The sequence below is a fragment of the Ornithinibacillus proteolyticus genome (genome assembly GCF_039581225.1).
GTDB lineage: Bacteria > Bacillota > Bacilli > Bacillales > Amphibacillaceae > Ornithinibacillus > Ornithinibacillus massiliensis.
In genome coordinates this window covers 47,690-68,514 of the sequence record NZ_JBCPXV010000021.1, presented here as the reverse complement: position 1 = coordinate 68,514, position 20,825 = coordinate 47,690, and the positions used below count along the sequence as shown (strand labels likewise).

Here is a 20,825-nt window from a genome sequence, read left to right as displayed (position 1 = left end):
GGTAGCTACGTGTGGAAAGGATAAGTGCTGAAAGCATCTAAGCATGAAGCCCCCCTCAAGATGAGACTTCCCATCACTTCGAGTGAGTAAGATCCCTTAGAGACTATGAGGTTGATAGGTCCGAGGTGGAAGCGTGGTGACACGTGGAGCTGACGGATACTAATAGATCGAGGACTTAACTAACTTATTTGATATCGTTTGTTTACTCTTATTTAGTTTTCAGGGTATAATTCTATATCCAAACCATTGTCTGGTGATGATGGCGAGAAGGTCACACCTGTTCCCATACCGAACACAGAAGTTAAGCTTCTCAGCGCCGATGGTAGTTGGGGCATTGCCCCTGCGAGAGTAGGACGTTGCCAGGCAAGATTTAAGCCAAGAGATTGTATTGTCTCTTGGCTTTTTTGTATATAATATAATTCAATTATCATATTTTCAATTGGAATGACTAAACTGATAAGAGAGAAATAGTTAAGAGAAGGGGGAACTAACATGAATGCGGTCTTTGAAAACTTAATCGATGATAACTTCTTTCTAATAATAGCACGTGTACTAATTGCTTTAGTATTATCTGGTTTGATTGGTTTTGAGCGTGAATTGAAAAATCATTCAGCTGGCTTTCGTACTCATATTCTAGTTGGTGTTGGTGCTTGTTTAATGATGCTCCTATCTTTATTTGGCTTTGAGGCATATATTGAAAAATATAATAATGTTCAATTTGATCCAGCACGTATTCCCTCTTATGTAATTAGTGGGATTGGCTTTTTAGGAGCGGGAACAATTATGGTGTATGGAGGCACGATAAGAGGCTTAACTACTGCAGCTTCCATTTGGGCAGTAGCAGGTCTAGGCCTTGTTGTAGGAGCAGGAATGTATGCTGTCGCTGTATTTACCACCTTGATTATCTTGTTAAGCCTAGTTTTTCTTAATAACTTTGAAAAGCTATTCACTAGAGGCAAAACGTCCCTAGTATTAGAGATTATTTCGTATAGTGGGCTACCAATTAATAAAGTTGTTTCTGTGTTAGAGGATAGTGAGCTAAAAGTAAGACAGGTGGAAGTTATTAAAGTTGAAAATGATCTAAAAAGTATTTTTATAAAGGTTGAACGAAAGGCTAATCTAAATAAAATTGAGTTGTTTGAACGTTTATCTAGTATAGATGCTGTAAAAAGTGTTTCAGAAAGATAATAAGTAACTTTTAAGTCCCCTATGTATAGTGCAAAATAAAAGTGCAGAGTATTGCAAGGGCATTTGGCGTTGCAACTTTACATTGAGAGGCGGGCATGATAACCTTCATTGGCAAAGCCAGCCCTTGCCACGGCTGGCTTCATGGCTTTGTCCTCATGCCCGCAGAGGCTCAATGTCAAGTTGCAACATTGTGTAATTGCAATTGCAATCTTGTGTATTTTCGTTTTGCAAAATACACCCTACACATCATGAACAGCTGTGTAGGTTTTTTTATATAATTATAAGGGTGGAAGATTTTCTTTAGATAAATGGTTTTGATTGTTATGAATTTGTCTACAATAGTTATTGTAAGATAGTTGCATCTGATAAAATTTGAAGTATAATAAAAGTAAAGTCAAAGATAGTCAAAGTCAATATGGTGGACGAACCTGAGATTACTCTGGAATCTAGGAGGGAATCAAATGAGCAATATTTCAGATGTAATTGAGCAATATTTAAAACAAGTCTTACAAGCAAAAGGGCAAGATGCTATTGAAATAAAACGTAGCGAGATTGCAGATCGATTTCAATGTGTTCCATCACAAATAAACTATGTCATTAATACTCGTTTTACGGTGGAAAAAGGATATATTGTTGAAAGTAAGCGTGGTGGTGGAGGGTATATTCGAATTATTCGAATTAGACACCGCGATAAATCAGAATTAATTGATGAGATTATTGAGCTAATTAACCCTACGGTAACCCAGCAAGCCGCTGTAAATGTATTAGAACGCCTTATGGAAGAGGGAATCTTAACGGAACGAGAAGCTAAGATAATGGCTAATGGAATCAGTAGGGAGACATTAGCATTTAAATTGCCTCTACGAGATGAGATTAGAGCAAGAATTTTAACCTCTATGCTCACAACATTAAAGTACTTATAAGTTAATCGGTTTAGATTTTAGACAAGGGGGAAACAAGGTGGAGTGTCAGGAATGTCATCAACGGCCAGCTACTTTGCATTATACACAGGTGATTAACGGACATAAGACGGAAATTCAAATTTGTGAGGTCTGTGCAAAAGAAAAAGGATATATGACGTATCCGGAAGATGGATATTCGCTTCATAATCTATTAACTGGATTATTTAACTTTGAGTCTGGAACTGTCGGGTCACCTGGAGCACACTTACAAAAGGAAAAAGATGTTCAATGTCCAAAATGTGGGTTGACCTTTACGGAATTTAAACAAATCGGTAAGTTTGGATGTGGAGAGTGTTACCATACCTTTTCTTCCAATCTAAATCCAATTTTCCGTCGTGTTCATAGTGGAAATACAGAACATAGGGGTAAGATACCGAAGCGAAAAGGTGGCAATTTACATCTTAAGAAACAGCTTGCAAATTATAAGACGGAATTAAAAGAATTAATTATTAATGAAGAGTTTGAACAAGCTGCTGTAATTCGAGATAAGATTAAGGAATTAGAAGCAAAGATTAATCGTAAGGAAACAGGTGATAGTAATGACACTTCAACATTTCATGAATGAAGCAATCAGTCCTTGGATGCGTGAACAAGGTCCAGATCATGATATTGTACTAAGTAGTCGCATTCGTTTGGCGCGTAACTTTGCAGACATGCCATTTCCTATTATTGCCGATCAAAAAGACTTAGAGCAAATCCGTAAATTCTTTAAACAGGAATACGAGCATACGTCATTTGGAGAATATAAGAACTTTGAATTTATCTCGATCCGAGACATAACCGCAATTGAGAAAAGTGTATTAGTAGAGAAGCACCTAATTAGCCCATTACTTGCGAAAAGAGAAGGTGCAGCTGCTACGCTAATTTCACAAAACGAACAAGTCTCTGTCATGATAAATGAAGAGGATCATATTCGAATTCAACTATACTTTCCTGGTTTACAATTAACGAAGGCATTAAACAAAGCCTTGGAGTTTGATGATTGGATTGAAGAAAAGGTAAATTATGCTTTTGATGAAAAGCGTGGCTTCTTAACCAGTTGTCCGACTAATGTAGGGACAGGGATGAGAGCATCGGTAATGATGCATTTACCAGCGCTTGCTATGACGAAGCAAATCAATCGAATGATGCCAGCTATAAACCAGCTAGGACTAGTAGTAAGAGGGATTTATGGAGAAGGTAGCGAAGCATTAGGAAATATCTTTCAAATTTCTAATCAGATTACACTTGGAAAGACAGAAGAGCACATCATAGAAGATTTGGAGAGTGTTGTACAACAGTTAATTGAACATGAGCGAAAGGCTCGTACTAGAATTTTAGAACAATCCGGAATTGAACTAGAGAACCGTATTTTCCGTTCTTTAGGTGTTTTGGAATATAGTAGAATTATTGAATCAAAAGAGGCTGCAAGATGTTTATCAAATGTTAGACTGGGAATTGATTTAGGAATCATTAAAAATGTTTCTCGTAATATACTTAATGAACTGATGGTTTTAACACAACCAGGTTTCTTGCAGCATTATGCAAAAAAGACGCTAAGTGCTTCAGAGAGAGATGTACTAAGAGCGTCTTTAATCCGGGAACGATTACAATTTGAGGAATAGGTAGGAGGAAATCTTATATGATGTTTGGACGTTTCACTGAGAGAGCACAGAAAGTTTTAGCCTTATCACAAGAAGAAGCCGTACGTCTTGGTCATAATAATATAGGTACAGAGCATATTCTTCTTGGATTAGTGCGTGAAGGGGAAGGTATAGCTGCGAAAGCATTAGAATCTCTTGGATTAGAAGTATCAAAAATTCAAGAAGAAGTGGAAAAGCTAATTGGAACTGGTAAGCAACCAATGCAAACCATTCACTATACACCTAGAGCAAAAAAGGTAGTTGAGCTATCCCAAGATGAGGCAAGAAAATTAGGTCATTCCTATGTAGGAACAGAACACATCCTATTAGGCTTAATCCGAGAAGGTGAGGGCGTTGCTGCTCGTGTTTTAAATAACCTTGGGGTTAGTTTAAATAAGGCAAGACAACAAGTGCTTCAATTATTAGGTAGTAATGAATCTCAAGCTGGTAGACAGGGTCGAGGCCAAGCTTCTAATGCTAATACACCGACATTGGATTCACTAGCGAGAGATTTAACACAAAGTGCAAAAGAGGGGAATATTGACCCGGTCATTGGAAGAAGTAAAGAAATAGAACGTGTTATCCAAGTGTTAAGTCGCCGTACGAAAAACAATCCAGTCCTGATCGGAGAGCCTGGTGTTGGTAAGACAGCTGTAGCAGAAGGATTAGCACAGCAAATCATTCAAAATGAAGTACCAGAAACATTACGAGATAAGCGTGTCATGACACTGGATATGGGTACTGTTGTAGCAGGTACGAAATATCGTGGGGAATTCGAGGACCGCTTGAAAAAGGTAATGGAGGAAATCCGCCAAGCAGGCAATATTATCTTATTTATTGATGAATTGCATACGTTAATTGGTGCTGGAGGTGCAGAAGGGGCAATTGATGCTTCCAATATTTTAAAGCCATCATTAGCGCGTGGAGAATTACAATGCATCGGTGCTACTACATTGGAAGAGTATCGTAAATATATTGAAAAGGATGCAGCTTTAGAGAGACGTTTCCAACCAATTCAAGTGGATGAGCCAACATTAGAAGAAACGATTCAGATTTTAAAAGGACTACGTGACCGCTATGAGGCGCATCACCGTGTAACGATTACCGATGAAGCGATAGAAGCGGCTGCTAAATTATCGGATCGATATATTACCGATCGTTTCTTGCCAGATAAAGCAATCGACTTAATTGATGAGGCCGGTTCTAAAGTAAGATTACGTTCCTACACTGTTCCACCAAATCTAAAGGACTTGGAGCAAAAGCTTGAAGAGGTACGGAAAGAAAAAGATGCTGCAGTACAGAGTCAAGAGTTTGAAAAAGCAGCTTCACTTAGAGATACAGAGCAGCGTTTACGTGAGCAACTAGAGACGACAAAGAATGAATGGAAAGAAAAACAAGGACAAGAGGATTCTCAAGTAACAGTTGAAGATATTGCTAGTATTGTGTCGATTTGGACTGGTGTACCAGTTTCTAAATTAACAAAAGACGAAAGTGAGCGTCTGCTTCATTTAGAAGAGGTATTACACGATCGTGTTATCGGCCAAGAAGAAGCCGTTAAAGCTGTTGCAAAAGCAATAAGAAGAGCAAGAGCAGGACTTAAAGATCCGAAACGTCCAATTGGCTCCTTTATTTTCTTAGGACCAACAGGGGTAGGGAAAACAGAATTGGCTCGTGCGCTTGCTGAGGCGATGTTTGCCGATGAAGATGCAATGATTCGTATTGATATGTCCGAATACATGGAAAAACATTCGACCTCACGACTTGTTGGATCTCCTCCAGGATATGTTGGATACGAAGAGGGTGGTCAACTAACGGAAAAAGTTCGTAGAAAACCATACTCTGTTGTATTATTAGATGAAATAGAAAAAGCACATCCTGAGGTGTTTAATATCCTTTTACAAGTGCTAGAAGATGGACGCCTAACCGATTCGAAAGGTCGTGTCGTAGACTTCCGTAATACGGTAGTAATCATGACATCAAATGTTGGAGCAAGTGAGCTGAAGCGTAACAAATATGTCGGATTTAACTTAGATGATGAAAACAAAGACTATGCGAATATGAAATCAAAAGTCATGGACGAATTGAAAAAAGCTTTCCGTCCAGAATTCTTAAATAGAATTGACGAAACGATTGTATTCCATTCCTTAGAGAAGAAACATATGAAATCAATTGTCACATTAATGGTTAAAGACGTACAAAAGCGTTTAATCGAACAAGAAATTGATTTCTCGCTTACCGATAAAGCACTTGAAAAAATTGCGAATGAGGGCTTTGATCCTGAATATGGTGCAAGACCATTAAGAAGATCTATACAAAAGAATATTGAAGATCTATTATCAGAGGAGCTACTAAAAGGTTCGATTAAAATCGGAGAAAAGGTTAAAATTGGGTTAAATAATAAAGGTGAATTTATTATTTTACCGTAAAATAGTTTTATTTTCTTGAAGAAAAAGCTAGGAGGATTTCACCTTCTAGCTTTTTTCTTCCTCAGAAAGGTATGGTACGATGCTAGTTATAATTGTAGGGCGTCTATAAATTGGCAGTTTTATAGCGGATATAGTGTATAGAGCGATGTGTTCTGTTAGTAAAACAATGTTAATGAAACCCTAATTTATGAAGAATATGTGGCAAACTTAAGGAAAAATAATACTAAATTGATAGATTTCTGTAACCTTAATACCGCGTTAAACGTATATAATAGAGGTATCCGAAAGGAATGATATGATTGGCAAAAAGAAAGACTAAATTTGTTTGCCAGGAATGTGGATATGAAACTGCAAAATGGTTGGGCAAATGCCCAGGTTGTAATAATTGGAATAGCTTTGTAGAGGAAACCGAAATTACAGGTAAACAATCAAGACATACATTTAGTGGCATTTCTAGCTCTGGTAGTAAACCAGAAAAAATAACATCTATTGAGTCACAGGATGAGCCACGAATTACAACAAAATTAAACGAGTTAAACCGTGTGCTTGGCGGTGGTGTTGTACCTGGATCATTAGTACTAATCGGTGGTGACCCGGGTATTGGAAAGTCAACACTCCTATTACAAGTCTCATCACAGCTTGCCGAGAAGCAGCTGCCAGTTTTATATATATCTGGTGAGGAATCTACTAGACAAACGAAGCTTCGTGCAGATCGGTTAGGTGTAAGCTCAGACTTACTTTATGTACTTTCTGAAACGAATTTACTAACGATAACGAACCATATCGATCAGTTAAAACCATCACTCGTCATTATTGATTCCATACAAACCATCTATCGTGAAGAGGTAACTAGTGCACCTGGAAGTGTATCCCAGGTTAGAGAATGTACAAGTGAATTAATGCGAATTGCTAAAACGAGTGGTATACCTATTTTTATCGTAGGACATGTAACGAAAGAAGGAGCAATTGCTGGTCCGAGGTTATTAGAGCATATGGTAGATACCGTGCTTTATTTTGAAGGAGAAAGACATCACACATACCGAATTTTACGTGGTGTAAAGAATCGTTTCGGTAGCACGAATGAAATGGGTATTTTTGAAATGAAGGAAGAGGGCTTACGAGAAGTGTTGAACCCTTCTGAGATATTCCTCGAGGAGCGGTCACAAGGTACTGCCGGTTCGACAGTTGTAGCGTCGATGGAAGGGACAAGACCTGTATTAGTGGAAATTCAGGCCTTAGTATCCCCATCTAGCTTCGGTAATCCAAGAAGAATGGCAACTGGTATTGATCACAATCGCGTATCATTACTAATGGCGGTTTTAGAGAAGCGAGTCGGATTAATGCTACAAAATCAGGATGCCTATATAAAGGTAGCGGGCGGAGTAAAGTTAGACGAACCAGCGATAGATTTGGCAACGGCGGTTAGTATTGCATCTAGTTTTAGAGATATTTCGACGAGGCCGGATGATATCTTCATAGGTGAAGTTGGATTAACTGGAGAAATAAGAAGGGTATCGAGAATAGAGCAACGCGTTCAAGAGGCAGCAAAGCTTGGCTTTAAACGAGTCATCTGTCCACAAAACAATCTAGAAGGATGGACTGTTCCAAAGGATATTCAAGTTATTGGTGTCCGAACGATTCAAGAAGCACTAGATATAGGGGTGCCAAGATAATAGATTTAAAAAACCAGTAGAATTTTGTCGAATTTTGATTGACTTGGTTAATTTAGTGTGATAAAATTTAATGTTTTGCCAATTTGATTGTTTTTTGAAGCTATGCTATTATGGTGAAGTACTACTCTAAATTGATAGATGGTAGTTCTGGATTTTTCCGTATCCGGAACGAAATAATTCGGCTTAAATAACGGAAGAAAGCGAAGTTTATTAAAAATTAATGGTTATTATTTTAGGTTAATAGGTAATAATAATGGTTAGGAGGTGACGGTGGTGCTGAAAAAGATTGTTCATTTGTTCTTTATTATTTCAGGGGGTACCATTGGGTATTTATATATACCATATGTTATTAGGCTATTAGATTTTAACAGTTTAGCATGGTTGGAATCACCGTATTTAGGTGCTGTATTAGGCGCAATTATATTATTTGTTATTTCCTATCTGGTTACGGATTATATTGTAGATTTCTTAAGGTGGATTGAAGAGGGATTAGTAAAGATACCGATTGGTGATTTACTATTTGGTAGTCTCGGGCTAATTATTGGTTTAGTAACGGCATTTTTAATCAATTTGCCAATTCAGGAAATCAACATTGAATTTGTATCGAAGGTCATCCCGTTATTTATTACCATACTTCTAGGTTATTTTGGATTTCAGGTCGGTTTCCGTAGACGTGATGAATTAATTAATCTGTTAAGTATTAATCGCAAGGATAAGAAGAAGGGTTCTACTGATCTAGATCAACTAGATAGTAATGAACCGAGACCGAAGATATTAGATACAAGTGTGATTATTGATGGGCGTATTGCAGATATTTGCCAAACAAGCTTTATCGAAGGGACAATTGTTATCCCGCAATTTGTGCTAGGTGAACTGCAACATATTGCAGATTCTTCAGATGTCCTGAAAAGAAATCGCGGTCGAAGAGGCCTAGACGTCTTGAATCGTATTCAAAAGGAATTACCTATTAAAGTAGAAATCTACGAGGGTGATTTTGAAGAGATACAGGAAGTAGATAGCAAATTAATTAAATTAGCCAAAGTAATGGATGGTATTGTAGTTACCAATGATTTCAATTTAAATAAAGTATGTGATTTGCAAGGTGTATCGGTATTGAATATTAATGACCTTGCGAACGCTGTTAAACCAGTTGTATTACCTGGAGAAGAATTAATGGTTCAAGTGATTAAGGATGGTAAAGAGCAAAATCAAGGAATTGCATATTTAGACGACGGTACGATGATTGTTGTGGAAGAAGGTAGAAATTATATCGGTAAAACGATTGAAGTACTGATAACTAGTGTCCTACAAACCTCTGCCGGACGTATGATTTTTGCAAAGCCAAAATTACTTGAAAAAGCATTATAAAAAAGGTATAACTTATATTGAAGATTGACAATAAATTAAAAGTGATAACAGTCAGTGTTATCACTTTTTGTTATAATGTTATAGGAATGACTATTATATAAATATAGAAAAGAAGGTAGAGACTATTATGACAAAAGAAGTTCGTGTACGTTATGCGCCAAGTCCAACTGGCCATTTACATATCGGAAATGCTCGTACAGCTTTATTTAACTATTTATATGCGAAGCATTTCGATGGGAAGTTTATTATTCGAATTGAGGACACCGATGAAAAGCGTAACGTAGAAGGCGGAGAAGAAAGTCAACTTAAATTCCTTAAGTGGTTAGGTGTGGAATGGGATGAAGGTGCGGATGTCGGTGGACATTACGGACCTTACCGCCAAATGGAACGCCTTGATATTTATAATCAGTATGTTAATGAATTGCTAGAAAGAGGACTAGCATATAAATGCTACATGACAGAAGAAGAACTGGAGCAAGAGCGTGAAGAGCAAATCGCCAATAGCCAAGCACCTAAATATGGCGGCAAGCATCGTAACTTAACACCAGAACAAATAGCTGCATATGAAGCAGAAGGTAGAAAGCCAAGTATTCGTTTCCGAGTTCCTGATAATGTAACCTATACATTTGAGGATATGGTACGTGGTACAATTAAGTTTGAATCTAGTGATTTCGGTGACTGGGTTATCGTGAAGAAAAATGGTGTTCCAACGTATAACTTTGCAGTTGCGATTGATGACCACCTAATGAATATTACACATGTTCTGCGTGGTGAAGAGCATATCTCAAATACACCAAAACAATTGATGATCTATGAGGCATTTGGTTGGGAAGCACCAACATTTGGTCATATGACATTAATTTTAAATGAGGACCGTAAGAAGTTAAGTAAACGTGATTCGCATATTATTCAATTCATCGAACAGTATAAAAATCTTGGTTACTTACCAGAAGCATTGTTTAACTTTATTACACTATTAGGATGGTCTCCTGTTGGGGAAGAAGAGATTTTCGCAAAAGAAAAGCTTATTGAAATCTTTAATCCAGAAAGACTATCCACTTCTCCAGCTATCTTTGATGTACAAAAATTAAAGTGGATGAACAACGAATATATTAAAGCATCAGATTTAGATAAGGTAATTGAACTAGCCATGCCTCATTTGATTGAAGCGGGAAGACTTTCAGCTGATATGGATGAGGAAACAAAAGAATGGGCAGAAAAAGTGATTGGATTATACCGAGAACAATTGCGGTACGGGCAAGAAATCGTAGAACTTACAGAGATGTTCTTCAATAAAGAAATAGCTTACGATGAAGAAGCGAAGAATGTATTAGCAGAAGAACAAGTACCGGAAGTATTACAAGTGTTTACGGATAAACTAATCCATTTAGAAGAATTCAATAAAGATACAATTAAAGATCAAATTAAAGCTACGCAAAAAGAAACTGGACACCGTGGTAAAAAACTATTCATGCCAATCCGTGTTGCGACAACAGGACAAACACATGGTCCAGAACTACCGCTCGCAATTGAATTATTAGGTAAAGAATTAATCGTTGAACGCTTAGATCAATTGTTAAAAGATTTAGGAGCTTAATGAACGGGGTTGGATATGTAGCTTAGGATATAGGTGCGTATTATCCTTATGGCTACTGATTAGTTTTTATTTCAAAGAAGCTTTAGTTGTAGCGAGGGTCTGTACTAGCCTTCTTTAGAAAAAAATATTCGGGACCCGATGATTGTCATTCGCTTTTTCAAAATACTGGAGCGAAGTGATTCACATTTTTACTAATCTATAATATAGTATTAATACAATAAATAAAGAACGTTGATAAGGGAAAGTAATAGCTAGTAGATTACACAGAGAGAATCACCATGGCTGGGAGTGATTTTAATCGCTATCTATGAAGTGCTCCTTTGAGTCCGTTATGGAAGGAATTAGTACATAACGGCGGTACTCTACCGTTATAAGAGTATGAGTTGGGGGGGTATAAACAAACACCTCCAAACAGAGTGGAACCGCGCTAAAAGCGTCTCTGTGTTTTTACACAGGGACGCTTTTTATTTTGAAAAAACATGTATCCTTTTCGAGGGGGATTTTTTATGGGGTTATTTAGGCGAATGAAGGAAGATATGGATGTTGTATTCGAACAAGATCCAGCAGCTCGAACATATTTTGAAGTATTTTTAACGTATTCTGGTTTACATGCTGTTTGGTCCCATCGTATTGCACATGCGTTCTATAAACGAAAGCTATACTTTATTGCACGTACTATATCACAGATTAGTCGCTTTTTTACCGGGATAGAAATACATCCAGGGGCTAAAATTGGGCGCAGGCTTTTCATTGATCACGGAATGGGTGTTGTAATTGGAGAAACCTGTGAAATTGGCGACAATGTAACCATCTTTCAAGGTGTAACGTTAGGTGGTACAGGGAAAGAAAAAGGGAAGAGGCATCCAACGATTAAAGATAATGCATTAATTGCATCTGGGGCTAAGGTATTAGGGTCAATTACGATTGGAGAGAATGCCAAAATAGGCGCAGGGTCTGTTGTGCTCAAGGATGTTCCTGATAATTCAACGGTAGTAGGGATTCCGGGTAAAGTAGTCATTCAAGACGGGAAGAAGCTTAGGCGCTTAGACCATCATAAATTACCTGATCCGGTTGAGGAACAATGTTCAAGTCTTCAAAAGGAAATTGAATTATTAAAAGTGGAAATTGCTAAACTAAAGGAAGGGAAATAGGATATGTCGATTTCAATCTATAATACACTAACGCGTGAAAAACAAGAGTTTAAGCCAATAGAGGAAGGCAAGGTCCGTATGTATGTGTGTGGACCTACTGTATACAACTATATTCATATTGGAAACGCAAGACCAGCAATTGTATTTGATACCGTAAGAAGATATTTGGAATATAAGGGCTATCATGTTGACTATGTTCTCAATTTTACCGATGTGGACGATAAAATTATTAAAAGGGCAAATGAACTAGGGGAAGATGTGTTTGCGGTTTCTAATAAGTATATTGATGCTTATTTAGAAGATGTAAGTAAATTAGGAGTTAAAAAGGCAACTCATAATCCACGAGTTACCAATACGATGCAAGAGATAATTGATTTTATTAAAGACTTAGTAGATAAAGGCTTTGCTTATGAAGCGGAGGGGGATGTTTATTTTAAACCGAGGGCTTTTGAAGGCTATGGCAAGCTTTCTCATCAGTCAATCGATGAATTACGATCTGGAGCTAGAATCCAAATCGGGGAGAAAAAAGATGACCCTCTTGACTTTGCGTTGTGGAAAAGTGCTAAGGAGGGGGAAATTTCTTGGGATTCTCCATGGGGCAAGGGCCGTCCTGGCTGGCATATTGAATGCTCCGCGATGGCGAAGAAATATCTTGGCGAGACGATTGATATTCATGCTGGAGGACAGGATCTAACATTCCCACACCACGAAAACGAAATTGCCCAATCAGAGGCAAATAACGGGAAAACATTTGCAAACTATTGGATGCATAATGGATATATTAATATTAATAACGAGAAAATGTCTAAATCACTAGGTAATTTTGTGTTAACAAGAGACTTATTGGAACAGCATGATGCTAATGTGATTCGTTTCTTTATGCTAAGTGTTCACTATAGAAACCCGATTAATTTCTCAGGAGAACTATTAGAAGCAGCAAAAAACAGTCTGGAACGCGTTATCACCTCGTATCAGAATTTAGAGCATCGGAAAGCATCAAGTACTAATCTTGATACAACCCAGCAAGAATGGGTAGATAAAATCGCTGTTTTAACAGCGCGGTTTGAAGCAGAGATGGATGATGACTTTAACACAGCAAATGCAATTTCTGTTCTATTTGATTTAACAAAAGAAGCAAATGTTTATTTAAATCAAGACCATACATCAGCACATGTAATCGACCTATTTCAAGAGAAAATAAAATCGTTCTTAGAAATTTTAGGAGTAACCGTTGAAGGTGAGAAAGCTTTATTGGATGAGGAGATTGAAGCGCTGATTGAGGAGAGAAATGAAGCAAGAAAAACGCGTAATTTCGCTCGGGCAGATGAAATTCGTGATTTATTAAAAGAAAAGAATATTATTTTAGAAGATACACCACAAGGGGTTCGTTGGAAAAGGGGCTAGTGAATGGGAACTGACATTAAACAGATGAAAAGCTTAGCCCTTGCCTATATGGGCGATGCAATCTATGAAGTATTTGTTCGCGAGCATTTATTAGCAAAAGGAACCGTGAAGCCTAATCAACTACATCAGAAGGCCATTACCTTTGTATCGGCCAAAGCGCAAAGCTTTGTTTTGCGGGATTGGTTAGAGCAAGGGATTTTAACGAGTGAGGAGGAGCGGATTGTTGCAAGAGGGAGAAATGCAAAATCCGGCTCCGTTCCTAAAAACACCGATGTTGTCACCTATCGTTATTCTACGGCGTTTGAGGCGTTAATTGGGTTTCATTACTTATCTAAAAATGAGACAAGGTTACAGGATTTAATAAATTTAGCGATTGAACAAATAGAAAGGAGGAATGGCTAAATGGATCAAGAAATGATTATTGGTAAAAACCCAGTAATAGAAGCACTAAATTCAGGAAGATCCGTGAATAAAGTGCTTATTTCAGATCAATTAAATGCTAATACACAAGGAAAGATTATTCAGCTCGGCAAACAAGCGGGGACTATTGTACAAAAGGTTCCCAAATCGAAGCTAGATCACATAACAGATGGAAACCACCAGGGGGTTGTCGCTTATGTAGCTTCCTATCAGTATGCATCACTGGATGAATTGTTTAGAAAGGCCAAGGAAAGAAACGAAGAGCCGTTTTTTATTATTTTAGATGAATTAGAAGACCCTCATAATTTAGGATCCATATTGCGAACAGCAGATGCTACTGGTGCACACGGTGTCATCATTCCGAAGCGACGTTCTGTTGGTTTAACCGCAACAGTAGCGAAGACAGCAGCAGGCGCTCTAGAGCATATCCCTGTAGCTCGTGTGACCAATATTGCGAACACAATTGAAGAATTGAAGCGAGAAAATGTGTGGGTAGTTGGTACAGAAGCGGAAGCAACGGAGGATTATCGGAAATTGGACGGAGCGCTTCCGATTGCATTAGTGATAGGGAACGAAGGAAAAGGAATGAGTCGACTAGTACGTGAAAAGTGTGATTGGACGGTAAGTCTCCCGATGAAGGGAAACGTTTCTTCTCTTAATGCCTCTGTCGCGTGTAGCTTATTGTTATATGAGGTGTACCGTAAAAGGTATCCTGTCGGTGAGTAGTTTATGGTTGTATTAATAGTAGACGGCTATAACATTATCGGTGATTGGGATGAGCTAAAGCAGTTAAAGCAGAAAGACTTAAGCCAAGCTCGAGATCAGTTAATTGAGTTAATGGCAGAATACCAAGCTTATTCTGGATCCCGTGTGATTATTGTATTTGATGCCTACTATGTTCGTGGAATAGAGAGTAAGCTTAAGCAATACAAGGTAGAAATCATTTATACAAAAGAGAAGGAAACAGCTGACGAATGTATTGAGCGGTTAGTTAAAAAAGTAAAGAATGTAAGAACACAAATCTATGTTGCAACATCTGATTATGAGGAACAGCGAATGATTTTCGGACAAGGTGCACTTAGGAAATCAGCTCGAGAATTAAAGGTAGAGCTTGAGAATATGAATCGGGAAATCTCGCATAGTGTGTCAGAGCATATGAAGGCAAGACCAAAGTCGAAGATCCCATTAAATGATGACATATTAGAGAAGTTTGAAAAATGGAGAAGAGGGAAAATGTAACTGTGCATTTCCCTCTTTTTCGTTATAAGAGAGTAGTAAGTAAACGAAGCGGTTCTAGCTATTGGGATAGGATTGTTTAATCGAGGGGTTAGCTATATTTTTCATTTGTCGCATAACTAATCGGAGCAAACATTAAAGCGGTAAAACGTTTGAAAATTATAGCTATTGAGTTATTAAATCGCTTACTGTATAATATTTTTAATGATTGACAATTTGTCAAGGGGGCTTTCCGGATGAACATCAAGCAATTAATCAAAGACAACGACAAATTAGTTACGCTTGATGATGATGAAATTTTAGAGTTAATTCATCAAGGAGACAATCAGGCATTAGATTATTTAATACATAAATATAAGAACTTTGTCCGGGCAAAAGCTAGAACGTATTTTCTAATTGGAGCGGATAAAGAAGATATTATCCAAGAAGGGATGATTGGCCTTTATAAAGCAATTCGCGATTATAATGAGGATAAATTAACGTCATTTAAAGCGTTTGCTGAATTGTGTATTACTAGGCAAATAATTACCGCGATCAAAACAGCCACTCGACAAAAGCATATTCCACTTAATTCATATGTGTCATTGGACAAGCCTATATATGATGAAGAGTCGGACAGGACATTACTTGATGTAATAGCAGGATCAACGGCGATAGACCCACAGGAGTTACTCGTTAACCAAGAGAAGTTTGGTGATATGGAAGTAAAGCTTTCCGAATTACTTAGTGAATTTGAGAGAGGGGTTCTTCAATTGTACTTGGAAGGACGGACCTATCAGGAAATATCAGCCGATCTTAACCGACATGTTAAATCAATTGATAATGCACTACAACGAGTTAAGCGTAAACTGGAGCAGCTGATGGAAGCAAACGAAGTGGGTCAATAGGCGACGTTGACACAGCCTGTCAACCATGCTACATTTAAGTGAGGAAATATCCCGAAATACGGGGTGAAATCATGACGAAAAAAATTACTTTAGCGTGTGCAATTTGTTCTAGCAGAAACTATACTACTAGTAAGAATGTATCCACACAAGCTTCACGCATGGAAGTGCGCAAATATTGTAAAACATGTGGGCAACATACATTGCATCGCGAAACAAAATAAATTTATAAATTCATTTTTACGCATCTTCAAGGCCTAAGTTTGGGGAGGGTACAAGCATGTTTAAGTTTCTAGGTAACGTATCTAAAGAAATGAAAAAGGTTAGTTGGCCAAAAGGTAAGGAATTAACAAGCTATACGATCGTTGTTATCACTACGGTTATCTTTATGGCACTATTCTTTGGTGTTGTTGATTTAGGTATTTCACAAGTATTGAACTTATTTTTTGAATAATTTTCCTACAAATATGCTATAATGAAAAATAGATTAAGGAAGTTTCTAAAAAAACCCGAAATTTGCGGGTTTTTTTAATATGTTGTTTTTTGATATAAATTCACCTATAAAGGGAGGGAAGGGCAACGTAATTGTCCTAAATAAATGGAGAAAAATTGGTATGTTGTTCATACGTACTCAGGATATGAAAACAAAGTAAAGGCTAACTTAGAAAAGCGTGTCGAAACGATGGGAATGGAAGATAAAATCTTTCGTGTCATTGTTCCAGAAGAGGAAGAAACGGAAATAAAAAATGGCAAAAAGAAAGTCTTGAAAAAGAAGGTATTTCCAGGTTATGTATTAGCTGAAATGATAATGACGGATGATTCTTGGTATGTGGTACGTAACACGCCAGGTGTGACAGGCTTTATCGGATCAAGTGGTGGAGGTACGAAGCCAACCCCACTCATGCCAGGAGAAGCAGAAGCAATTCTAAAAAGAATGGGCATGGCAGAGCCGGTTGTTCAAGTTGACTTTGAGCTGAAAGAAAACGTTCGCGTAACAGATGGACCGTTCTCGAACTTCACTGGTTCTATTGAACACATCGACATGGACAAGCAAAAAATAAAAGTACATGTTAACATGTTCGGAAGAGAAACCCCGGTTGAGCTAGATTTCTCGCAAATTGAGAAAATATAAGTTTTATATAGAAACGTAATAGAAATCGCAAAAAAATAGTAATAAATACTTGCGGTATATGGTGTGTATCAGGAATTTTTCCTGTCTATAGATCGTGGTCATGGTCGTGATTCGAACCAAAGGAATATGCTAAACTTTTCAGAAGGCACTTGCATTTTTTCGGAATACATGCTAAAATTCTTTTGTTATTCATGCCCTAGGAGGGAATGAAAACCTGAGTGGGAGGGGAAAATCCCCAATTACCACATCACGGACTTTAAGGAGGTGTGTCTCGTGGCTAAAAAAGTAATCAAATTAGTTAAATTGCAAATTCCAGCTGGTAAAGCGAATCCAGCTCCACCGGTGGGACCTGCACTAGGTCAAGCTGGTGTAAATATCATGGGATTCTGTAAGGAATTCAACGCACGTACGCAAGATCAAGCTGGTTTAATTATTCCGGTTGAAATCACTGTATTTGAAGACCGTTCATTTACATTTATTACGAAAACTCCACCTGCTGCAGTATTACTTAAAAAAGCAGCTGGATTAGAGTCAGGATCTGGTGAACCTAACAAAACAAAGGTCGCTACTTTAAAACGTGATAAAGTAAGAGAAATTGCAGAAACTAAAATGCCTGATTTAAACGCAGCTGACGTTGAAGCGGCTATGCGTATGGTTGAAGGAACTGCACGTAGCATGGGTATTGTAATCGAAGACTAATACTCTATAAATGTTACTACTAGAGGTTGCGGTAATGGTCTTCCGTTTCGCGCAACCCTTTTTCATGAAATCAATCTATAACTAATAGATTGTATCGTAAGCTTTATAGAAGCAAGCGCTGCTTCTATAAGTGGGAGGTACTACCGCTATTACCACATTAGAGGAGGAAATAAATAATGGCTAAAAGAGGTAAAAGATATCAAGAAGCTGCAAAGCTAATTGATCGTTCTAAATCTTATGATATAAACGAAGCTGTTGCTTTATTAAAAGAAACAGCGAAAGCTAAATTTGATGAAACTGTAGAAGTGGCTTTCCGTCTAGGGGTTGACCCTAAGAAAGCTGACCAACAAATCCGTGGTGCTATGGTGTTACCAAACGGTACTGGTAAAACACAACGTGTACTAGTATTCGCTAAAGGTGACAAAGTGAAAGAAGCAGAAGCGGCTGGAGCAGATTATGTTGGAGATCAAGATCTAATCAACAAAATCAACCAAGGTTGGTTTGAGTTTGATGTGATTGTTGCGACTCCAGACATGATGGCTGAAGTTGGTAAATTAGGTAGAGTTCTAGGACCTAAAGGCTTAATGCCAAATCCTAAAACTGGTACTGTTACATTCGAAGTAGAAAAAGCAATCAAAGAAATTAAAGCTGGTAAGGTTGAATATCGTGTAGATAAGCAATCTAATATCCACGTTCCTATCGGAAAAATTTCTTTCGACAACCAAAAGCTTGTTGAAAACTTCGAAGCTCTTGTTGAAACAATTGTAAAAGTAAAACCTCAAGCTGCTAAAGGGGTTTACATGAAGAATGTTGCAATTACTTCAACAATGGGACCTGGAATCAGAGTAGACGTTTCTAACTACCGTTAATTGGTAATTGACTTTTAATCCTCGATTCGGTATACTGTAATTTGTGATGAATTGAATACGTTGTACCGTAGACAGTAGGTGCTGAAAAGCTTAATATCCTGCCGAGGTGTTTGAAACAAGTTAAACTTTGTTTATTCGAGCCTCCATGTCTATATGGGGGCTCTTTTAATAGTGAAACCTATAACGGTATGATGGACGAAACTAACGGGAGGTGGAACAATGTCAAAAGTAATGGAAAAGAAACAACAAATCGTACAAGAAATCGCTGATAAATTCCGTGAAAGCCAATCAACAGTTTTAGTTGATTATCGTGGTCTTGACGTTGCAGAGGTTACTGAACTTCGTAAGCAACTTCGTGATGCTGGTGTTGAGTTCAAAGTGTACAAAAACACAATGTCTCGTCGTGCAGCTGAAGCAGCTGAATTAGCTGAATTAAATGAAGTTTTAGTTGGACCAACTGCTATTGCTTTTAGTAAAGATGATGTAGTTGCTCCAGCGAAGATCCTTAGCAATTTTGCTAAAGAGCACGAAGCTTTAGAAATTAAAGCAGGTGTCTTAGATGGCAAAATCGTAACGCTTGATCAAATCAAGGAGCTTGCAGATCTACCGAACTACGAAGGTATGGTATCTATGCTACTCAGCGTACTACAAGCACCTATGCGCAACTTTGCTTATGTTACAAAAGCTGTTGCAGAACAAAAAGAAGAACAAGGCGCGTAAGTTGATTGTGAATCAACCAATTGTCTTAGGATATTAAAAAAACATTAAAAATCAGGAGGAAATAAAAATGACTAAAGAGCAAATTATCGATGCTATTAAAGAAATGTCTGTACTAGATCTTAACGATCTTGTAAAAGCTATTGAAGAAGAATTTGGAGTAACTGCTGCTGCACCTGTTGCTGTAGCTGGTGGAGCTGCTGCTGGTGGAGCTGCTGAAGAAAAAACTGAATTTGACGTAGTACTTGCTGATGCTGGTGCTTCTAAAATTAAAGTTGTTAAAGCGGTTCGTGAAATCACTGGTCTTGGCTTAAAAGACGCTAAAGATTTAGTAGATAACGCTCCTAAAGCTGTTAAAGAAGGCGTTTCTAAAGATGAAGCTGAAGAAGTTAAAGCTAAACTTGAAGAAGCAGGCGCTTCTGTAGAAGTTAAATAATTATAATTCAATGAACATGAGCTCGTCGTAACTATTCGACGGGCTCTACATTTACACAGAATCTTCCTTATATTACATAAAAGTAAAGTAGGTGCCCAAATGTCTGAGCATTACTTTTCACAAAAACCCCAATCAAAAAGTTCACCCAAACATTGGAATTACAGACTGAGAGGAAAAGAATATAAATTTACAAGTGATGTCGGTGTGTTTTCTAAGAATGAAGTAGATTTTGGATCGAGGTTATTAATAGAAACATTTACTCCGCCTGAAATTCCCGGGGATATACTGGATTTAGGGTGTGGTTATGGGCCGATAGGGATTTCTATTGCAAATGAATTGCTAGAGCGTAAGGTTGTTATGGCCGATGTTAATGAACGCGCGTTAACATTAGCTGCATCCAATGCGGAGCAAAATGGAGTATCGAATGTAGAATTTGTTCTCAGTGATAGATTTTTGGGATTAGACAATCGAAAGTTTGCTGCTATATTAACTAATCCACCTATTCGAGCCGGGAAATCGGTTGTGCATGGGATGTTTGAAGGTAGTAGAGAAAGTTTGCTTGAAGGTGGCGAACTTTGGGTTGTGATTCAGAAAAAGCAAGGTGCTCCTTCTGCTATACAAAAATTAGAATCTTTATTCGGAAATTGTGAAACGATAGCAAAGAGTAAAGGTTATTTTATTTTGCGGTCAATAAATGATTGACTTCGATAGAAGGACTATGATAATATAATAAAATGCTAATATGGGATTATTTTGTCAAGAGAATTTTTTTGAAAGAGGAAAGTGTATAATTCATCAAGTTTAGGAAACAATGATAGAATCGAATTATGAGCGTTCTATCTATTTTTCGCTTTTGTGGAATTGTTTCAGATGAATGTACAACTTATTATGCTTTTCTATTTTAAAATCATACCCCATATTTTTAGGGATGGCAAGTAATAGTTTTACCTTATAAGTAGAATCAACGTCCGCTGTTGATTCACTTTGGTTTGTTACTTGTACATAAATCCTATTAGTAGTTTTTTTCGTTTTTAAGCAATT

General features: G+C 37.6%; 22 protein-coding genes, 2 rRNA genes and 2 other annotated features. All 24 genes read left to right on the top strand.

Annotated features, from left to right (window positions below; all coding sequences use genetic code 11):
• Positions 1–183, top strand: a 23S ribosomal RNA gene (locus AAIB49_RS11375); the annotation flags it as partial.
• Positions 184–249: 66 nt separating this feature from the next.
• A 5S ribosomal RNA gene (gene rrf / locus AAIB49_RS11370) occupies positions 250–365 on the top strand.
• A gap of 127 nt (positions 366–492) precedes the next feature.
• On the top strand, positions 493–1,188 hold the full coding sequence (locus AAIB49_RS11365; protein ID WP_343458102.1) for an MgtC/SapB family protein: 696 nt from the start codon (positions 493–495) through the stop codon (positions 1,186–1,188).
• 461 nt (positions 1,189–1,649) lie between these two features.
• Positions 1,650–2,111, top strand: a complete 462-nt coding sequence (locus tag AAIB49_RS11360) for a CtsR family transcriptional regulator (RefSeq protein WP_186871230.1) — start codon at positions 1,650–1,652, stop codon at positions 2,109–2,111.
• 37 nt (positions 2,112–2,148) lie between these two features.
• Positions 2,149–2,715 carry a protein-arginine kinase activator protein McsA gene (mcsA, locus tag AAIB49_RS11355; protein ID WP_186871231.1) on the top strand — a complete coding sequence of 189 codons (567 nt, stop codon included), beginning with the start codon at positions 2,149–2,151 and terminating at the stop codon, positions 2,713–2,715.
• Positions 2,690–3,754 carry a protein-arginine kinase McsB gene (gene mcsB / locus AAIB49_RS11350; protein ID WP_339217521.1) on the top strand — a complete coding sequence of 355 codons (1,065 nt, stop codon included), beginning with the start codon at positions 2,690–2,692 and terminating at the stop codon, positions 3,752–3,754. Before mcsA ends, mcsB begins: the two co-directional genes overlap by 26 nt.
• Positions 3,755–3,771: 17 nt before the next feature.
• Positions 3,772–6,198: an ATP-dependent protease ATP-binding subunit ClpC gene (clpC, locus tag AAIB49_RS11345; protein ID WP_339217519.1), complete on the top strand. Its 2,427-nt coding sequence runs from the start codon at positions 3,772–3,774 to the stop codon at positions 6,196–6,198.
• A gap of 299 nt (positions 6,199–6,497) precedes the next feature.
• A complete protein-coding gene (gene radA / locus AAIB49_RS11340) occupies positions 6,498–7,871 on the top strand; it encodes a DNA repair protein RadA (protein ID WP_339217518.1) in 1,374 nt (457 codons plus the stop codon).
• Between the two features lie 273 nt (positions 7,872–8,144).
• Entirely contained in the window at positions 8,145–9,239 is a 1,095-nt protein-coding gene (locus AAIB49_RS11335) for a PIN domain-containing protein (protein ID WP_186871235.1), read from the top strand.
• 127 nt (positions 9,240–9,366) lie between these two features.
• Positions 9,367–10,836: a glutamate--tRNA ligase gene (gene gltX, locus AAIB49_RS11330; RefSeq protein ID WP_343458101.1), complete on the top strand. Its 1,470-nt coding sequence runs from the start codon at positions 9,367–9,369 to the stop codon at positions 10,834–10,836.
• Positions 10,837–11,058: 222 nt separating this feature from the next.
• Positions 11,059–11,280 (top strand) — a binding site (T-box leader).
• A 62-nt stretch (positions 11,281–11,342) separates the two neighbouring features.
• Complete coding sequence (gene cysE / locus AAIB49_RS11325) at positions 11,343–11,987, top strand: serine O-acetyltransferase (RefSeq protein WP_339217515.1); 645 nt, start codon at positions 11,343–11,345, stop codon at positions 11,985–11,987.
• 3 nt (positions 11,988–11,990) lie between these two features.
• Positions 11,991–13,391 carry a cysteine--tRNA ligase gene (gene cysS, locus AAIB49_RS11320; RefSeq protein WP_343458100.1) on the top strand — a complete coding sequence of 467 codons (1,401 nt, stop codon included), beginning with the start codon at positions 11,991–11,993 and terminating at the stop codon, positions 13,389–13,391.
• Between the two features lie 3 nt (positions 13,392–13,394).
• Positions 13,395–13,793, top strand: a complete 399-nt coding sequence (locus AAIB49_RS11315; RefSeq protein WP_186871239.1) for a Mini-ribonuclease 3 — start codon at positions 13,395–13,397, stop codon at positions 13,791–13,793.
• Positions 13,794–14,537, top strand: coding sequence for a 23S rRNA (guanosine(2251)-2'-O)-methyltransferase RlmB (gene rlmB, locus AAIB49_RS11310; protein ID WP_343458099.1), 744 nt, complete (start codon positions 13,794–13,796; stop codon positions 14,535–14,537).
• Positions 14,538–14,540: 3 nt separating this feature from the next.
• Positions 14,541–15,050, top strand: coding sequence for an NYN domain-containing protein (locus AAIB49_RS11305; RefSeq protein WP_343458098.1), 510 nt, complete (start codon positions 14,541–14,543; stop codon positions 15,048–15,050).
• A 233-nt stretch (positions 15,051–15,283) separates the two neighbouring features.
• Positions 15,284–15,934 carry an RNA polymerase sporulation sigma factor SigH gene (gene sigH / locus AAIB49_RS11300; RefSeq protein WP_186871242.1) on the top strand — a complete coding sequence of 217 codons (651 nt, stop codon included), beginning with the start codon at positions 15,284–15,286 and terminating at the stop codon, positions 15,932–15,934.
• Between the two features lie 71 nt (positions 15,935–16,005).
• Entirely contained in the window at positions 16,006–16,155 is a 150-nt protein-coding gene (gene rpmG, locus AAIB49_RS11295; RefSeq protein ID WP_186871243.1) for a 50S ribosomal protein L33, read from the top strand.
• A gap of 56 nt (positions 16,156–16,211) precedes the next feature.
• Entirely contained in the window at positions 16,212–16,385 is a 174-nt protein-coding gene (secE, locus tag AAIB49_RS11290) for a preprotein translocase subunit SecE (RefSeq protein ID WP_186871244.1), read from the top strand.
• Positions 16,386–16,529: 144 nt separating this feature from the next.
• The gene (gene nusG / locus AAIB49_RS11285) at positions 16,530–17,063 is read left to right on the top strand and encodes a transcription termination/antitermination protein NusG (RefSeq protein ID WP_186871245.1); all 534 of its coding nucleotides are present in this window, start codon (positions 16,530–16,532) and stop codon (positions 17,061–17,063) included.
• Between the two features lie 273 nt (positions 17,064–17,336).
• Positions 17,337–17,762 (top strand): 50S ribosomal protein L11, encoded by a 426-nt coding sequence (rplK, locus tag AAIB49_RS11280; protein WP_010095790.1) that lies wholly within the window; start codon positions 17,337–17,339, stop codon positions 17,760–17,762.
• A gap of 176 nt (positions 17,763–17,938) precedes the next feature.
• The gene (gene rplA / locus AAIB49_RS11275) at positions 17,939–18,631 is read left to right on the top strand and encodes a 50S ribosomal protein L1 (protein WP_186871246.1); all 693 of its coding nucleotides are present in this window, start codon (positions 17,939–17,941) and stop codon (positions 18,629–18,631) included.
• 47 nt (positions 18,632–18,678) lie between these two features.
• Positions 18,679–18,807, top strand: a sequence feature (ribosomal protein L10 leader region).
• 43 nt (positions 18,808–18,850) lie between these two features.
• Complete coding sequence (gene rplJ, locus AAIB49_RS11270) at positions 18,851–19,351, top strand: 50S ribosomal protein L10 (RefSeq protein WP_186871247.1); 501 nt, start codon at positions 18,851–18,853, stop codon at positions 19,349–19,351.
• Between the two features lie 67 nt (positions 19,352–19,418).
• Positions 19,419–19,784 (top strand): 50S ribosomal protein L7/L12, encoded by a 366-nt coding sequence (gene rplL / locus AAIB49_RS11265; RefSeq protein WP_186871248.1) that lies wholly within the window; start codon positions 19,419–19,421, stop codon positions 19,782–19,784.
• Positions 19,785–19,883: 99 nt separating this feature from the next.
• Entirely contained in the window at positions 19,884–20,486 is a 603-nt protein-coding gene (locus tag AAIB49_RS11260) for a class I SAM-dependent methyltransferase (protein WP_339217510.1), read from the top strand.
• Positions 20,487–20,825 lie beyond the last annotated feature (339 nt).

What these genes read in the sequence shown, in the direction of transcription:
- secE (WP_186871244.1), top strand. Translation starts at nt 16,212, where the DNA reads ATGTTTAAGTTTCTAGGTAACGTATCTAAAGAAATGAAAAAGGTTAGT.
- gltX (WP_343458101.1), top strand. Translation starts at nt 9,367, where the DNA reads ATGACAAAAGAAGTTCGTGTACGTTATGCGCCAAGTCCAACTGGCCAT.
- rlmB (WP_343458099.1), top strand. Translation starts at nt 13,794, where the DNA reads ATGGATCAAGAAATGATTATTGGTAAAAACCCAGTAATAGAAGCACTA.
- AAIB49_RS11365 (WP_343458102.1), top strand. Translation starts at nt 493, where the DNA reads ATGAATGCGGTCTTTGAAAACTTAATCGATGATAACTTCTTTCTAATA.
- rplA (WP_186871246.1), top strand. Translation starts at nt 17,939, where the DNA reads ATGGCTAAAAGAGGTAAAAGATATCAAGAAGCTGCAAAGCTAATTGAT.
- sigH (WP_186871242.1), top strand. Translation starts at nt 15,284, where the DNA reads ATGAACATCAAGCAATTAATCAAAGACAACGACAAATTAGTTACGCTT.
- rplJ (WP_186871247.1), top strand. Translation starts at nt 18,851, where the DNA reads ATGTCAAAAGTAATGGAAAAGAAACAACAAATCGTACAAGAAATCGCT.
- AAIB49_RS11305 (WP_343458098.1), top strand. Translation starts at nt 14,541, where the DNA reads ATGGTTGTATTAATAGTAGACGGCTATAACATTATCGGTGATTGGGAT.
- rplL (WP_186871248.1), top strand. Translation starts at nt 19,419, where the DNA reads ATGACTAAAGAGCAAATTATCGATGCTATTAAAGAAATGTCTGTACTA.
- cysS (WP_343458100.1), top strand. Translation starts at nt 11,991, where the DNA reads ATGTCGATTTCAATCTATAATACACTAACGCGTGAAAAACAAGAGTTT.
- AAIB49_RS11315 (WP_186871239.1), top strand. Translation starts at nt 13,395, where the DNA reads ATGGGAACTGACATTAAACAGATGAAAAGCTTAGCCCTTGCCTATATG.
- AAIB49_RS11360 (WP_186871230.1), top strand. Translation starts at nt 1,650, where the DNA reads ATGAGCAATATTTCAGATGTAATTGAGCAATATTTAAAACAAGTCTTA.
- rpmG (WP_186871243.1), top strand. Translation starts at nt 16,006, where the DNA reads ATGACGAAAAAAATTACTTTAGCGTGTGCAATTTGTTCTAGCAGAAAC.
- AAIB49_RS11260 (WP_339217510.1), top strand. Translation starts at nt 19,884, where the DNA reads ATGTCTGAGCATTACTTTTCACAAAAACCCCAATCAAAAAGTTCACCC.
- mcsB (WP_339217521.1), top strand. Translation starts at nt 2,690, where the DNA reads ATGACACTTCAACATTTCATGAATGAAGCAATCAGTCCTTGGATGCGT.
- clpC (WP_339217519.1), top strand. Translation starts at nt 3,772, where the DNA reads ATGATGTTTGGACGTTTCACTGAGAGAGCACAGAAAGTTTTAGCCTTA.
- cysE (WP_339217515.1), top strand. Translation starts at nt 11,343, where the DNA reads ATGGGGTTATTTAGGCGAATGAAGGAAGATATGGATGTTGTATTCGAA.
- nusG (WP_186871245.1), top strand. Translation starts at nt 16,530, where the DNA reads ATGGAGAAAAATTGGTATGTTGTTCATACGTACTCAGGATATGAAAAC.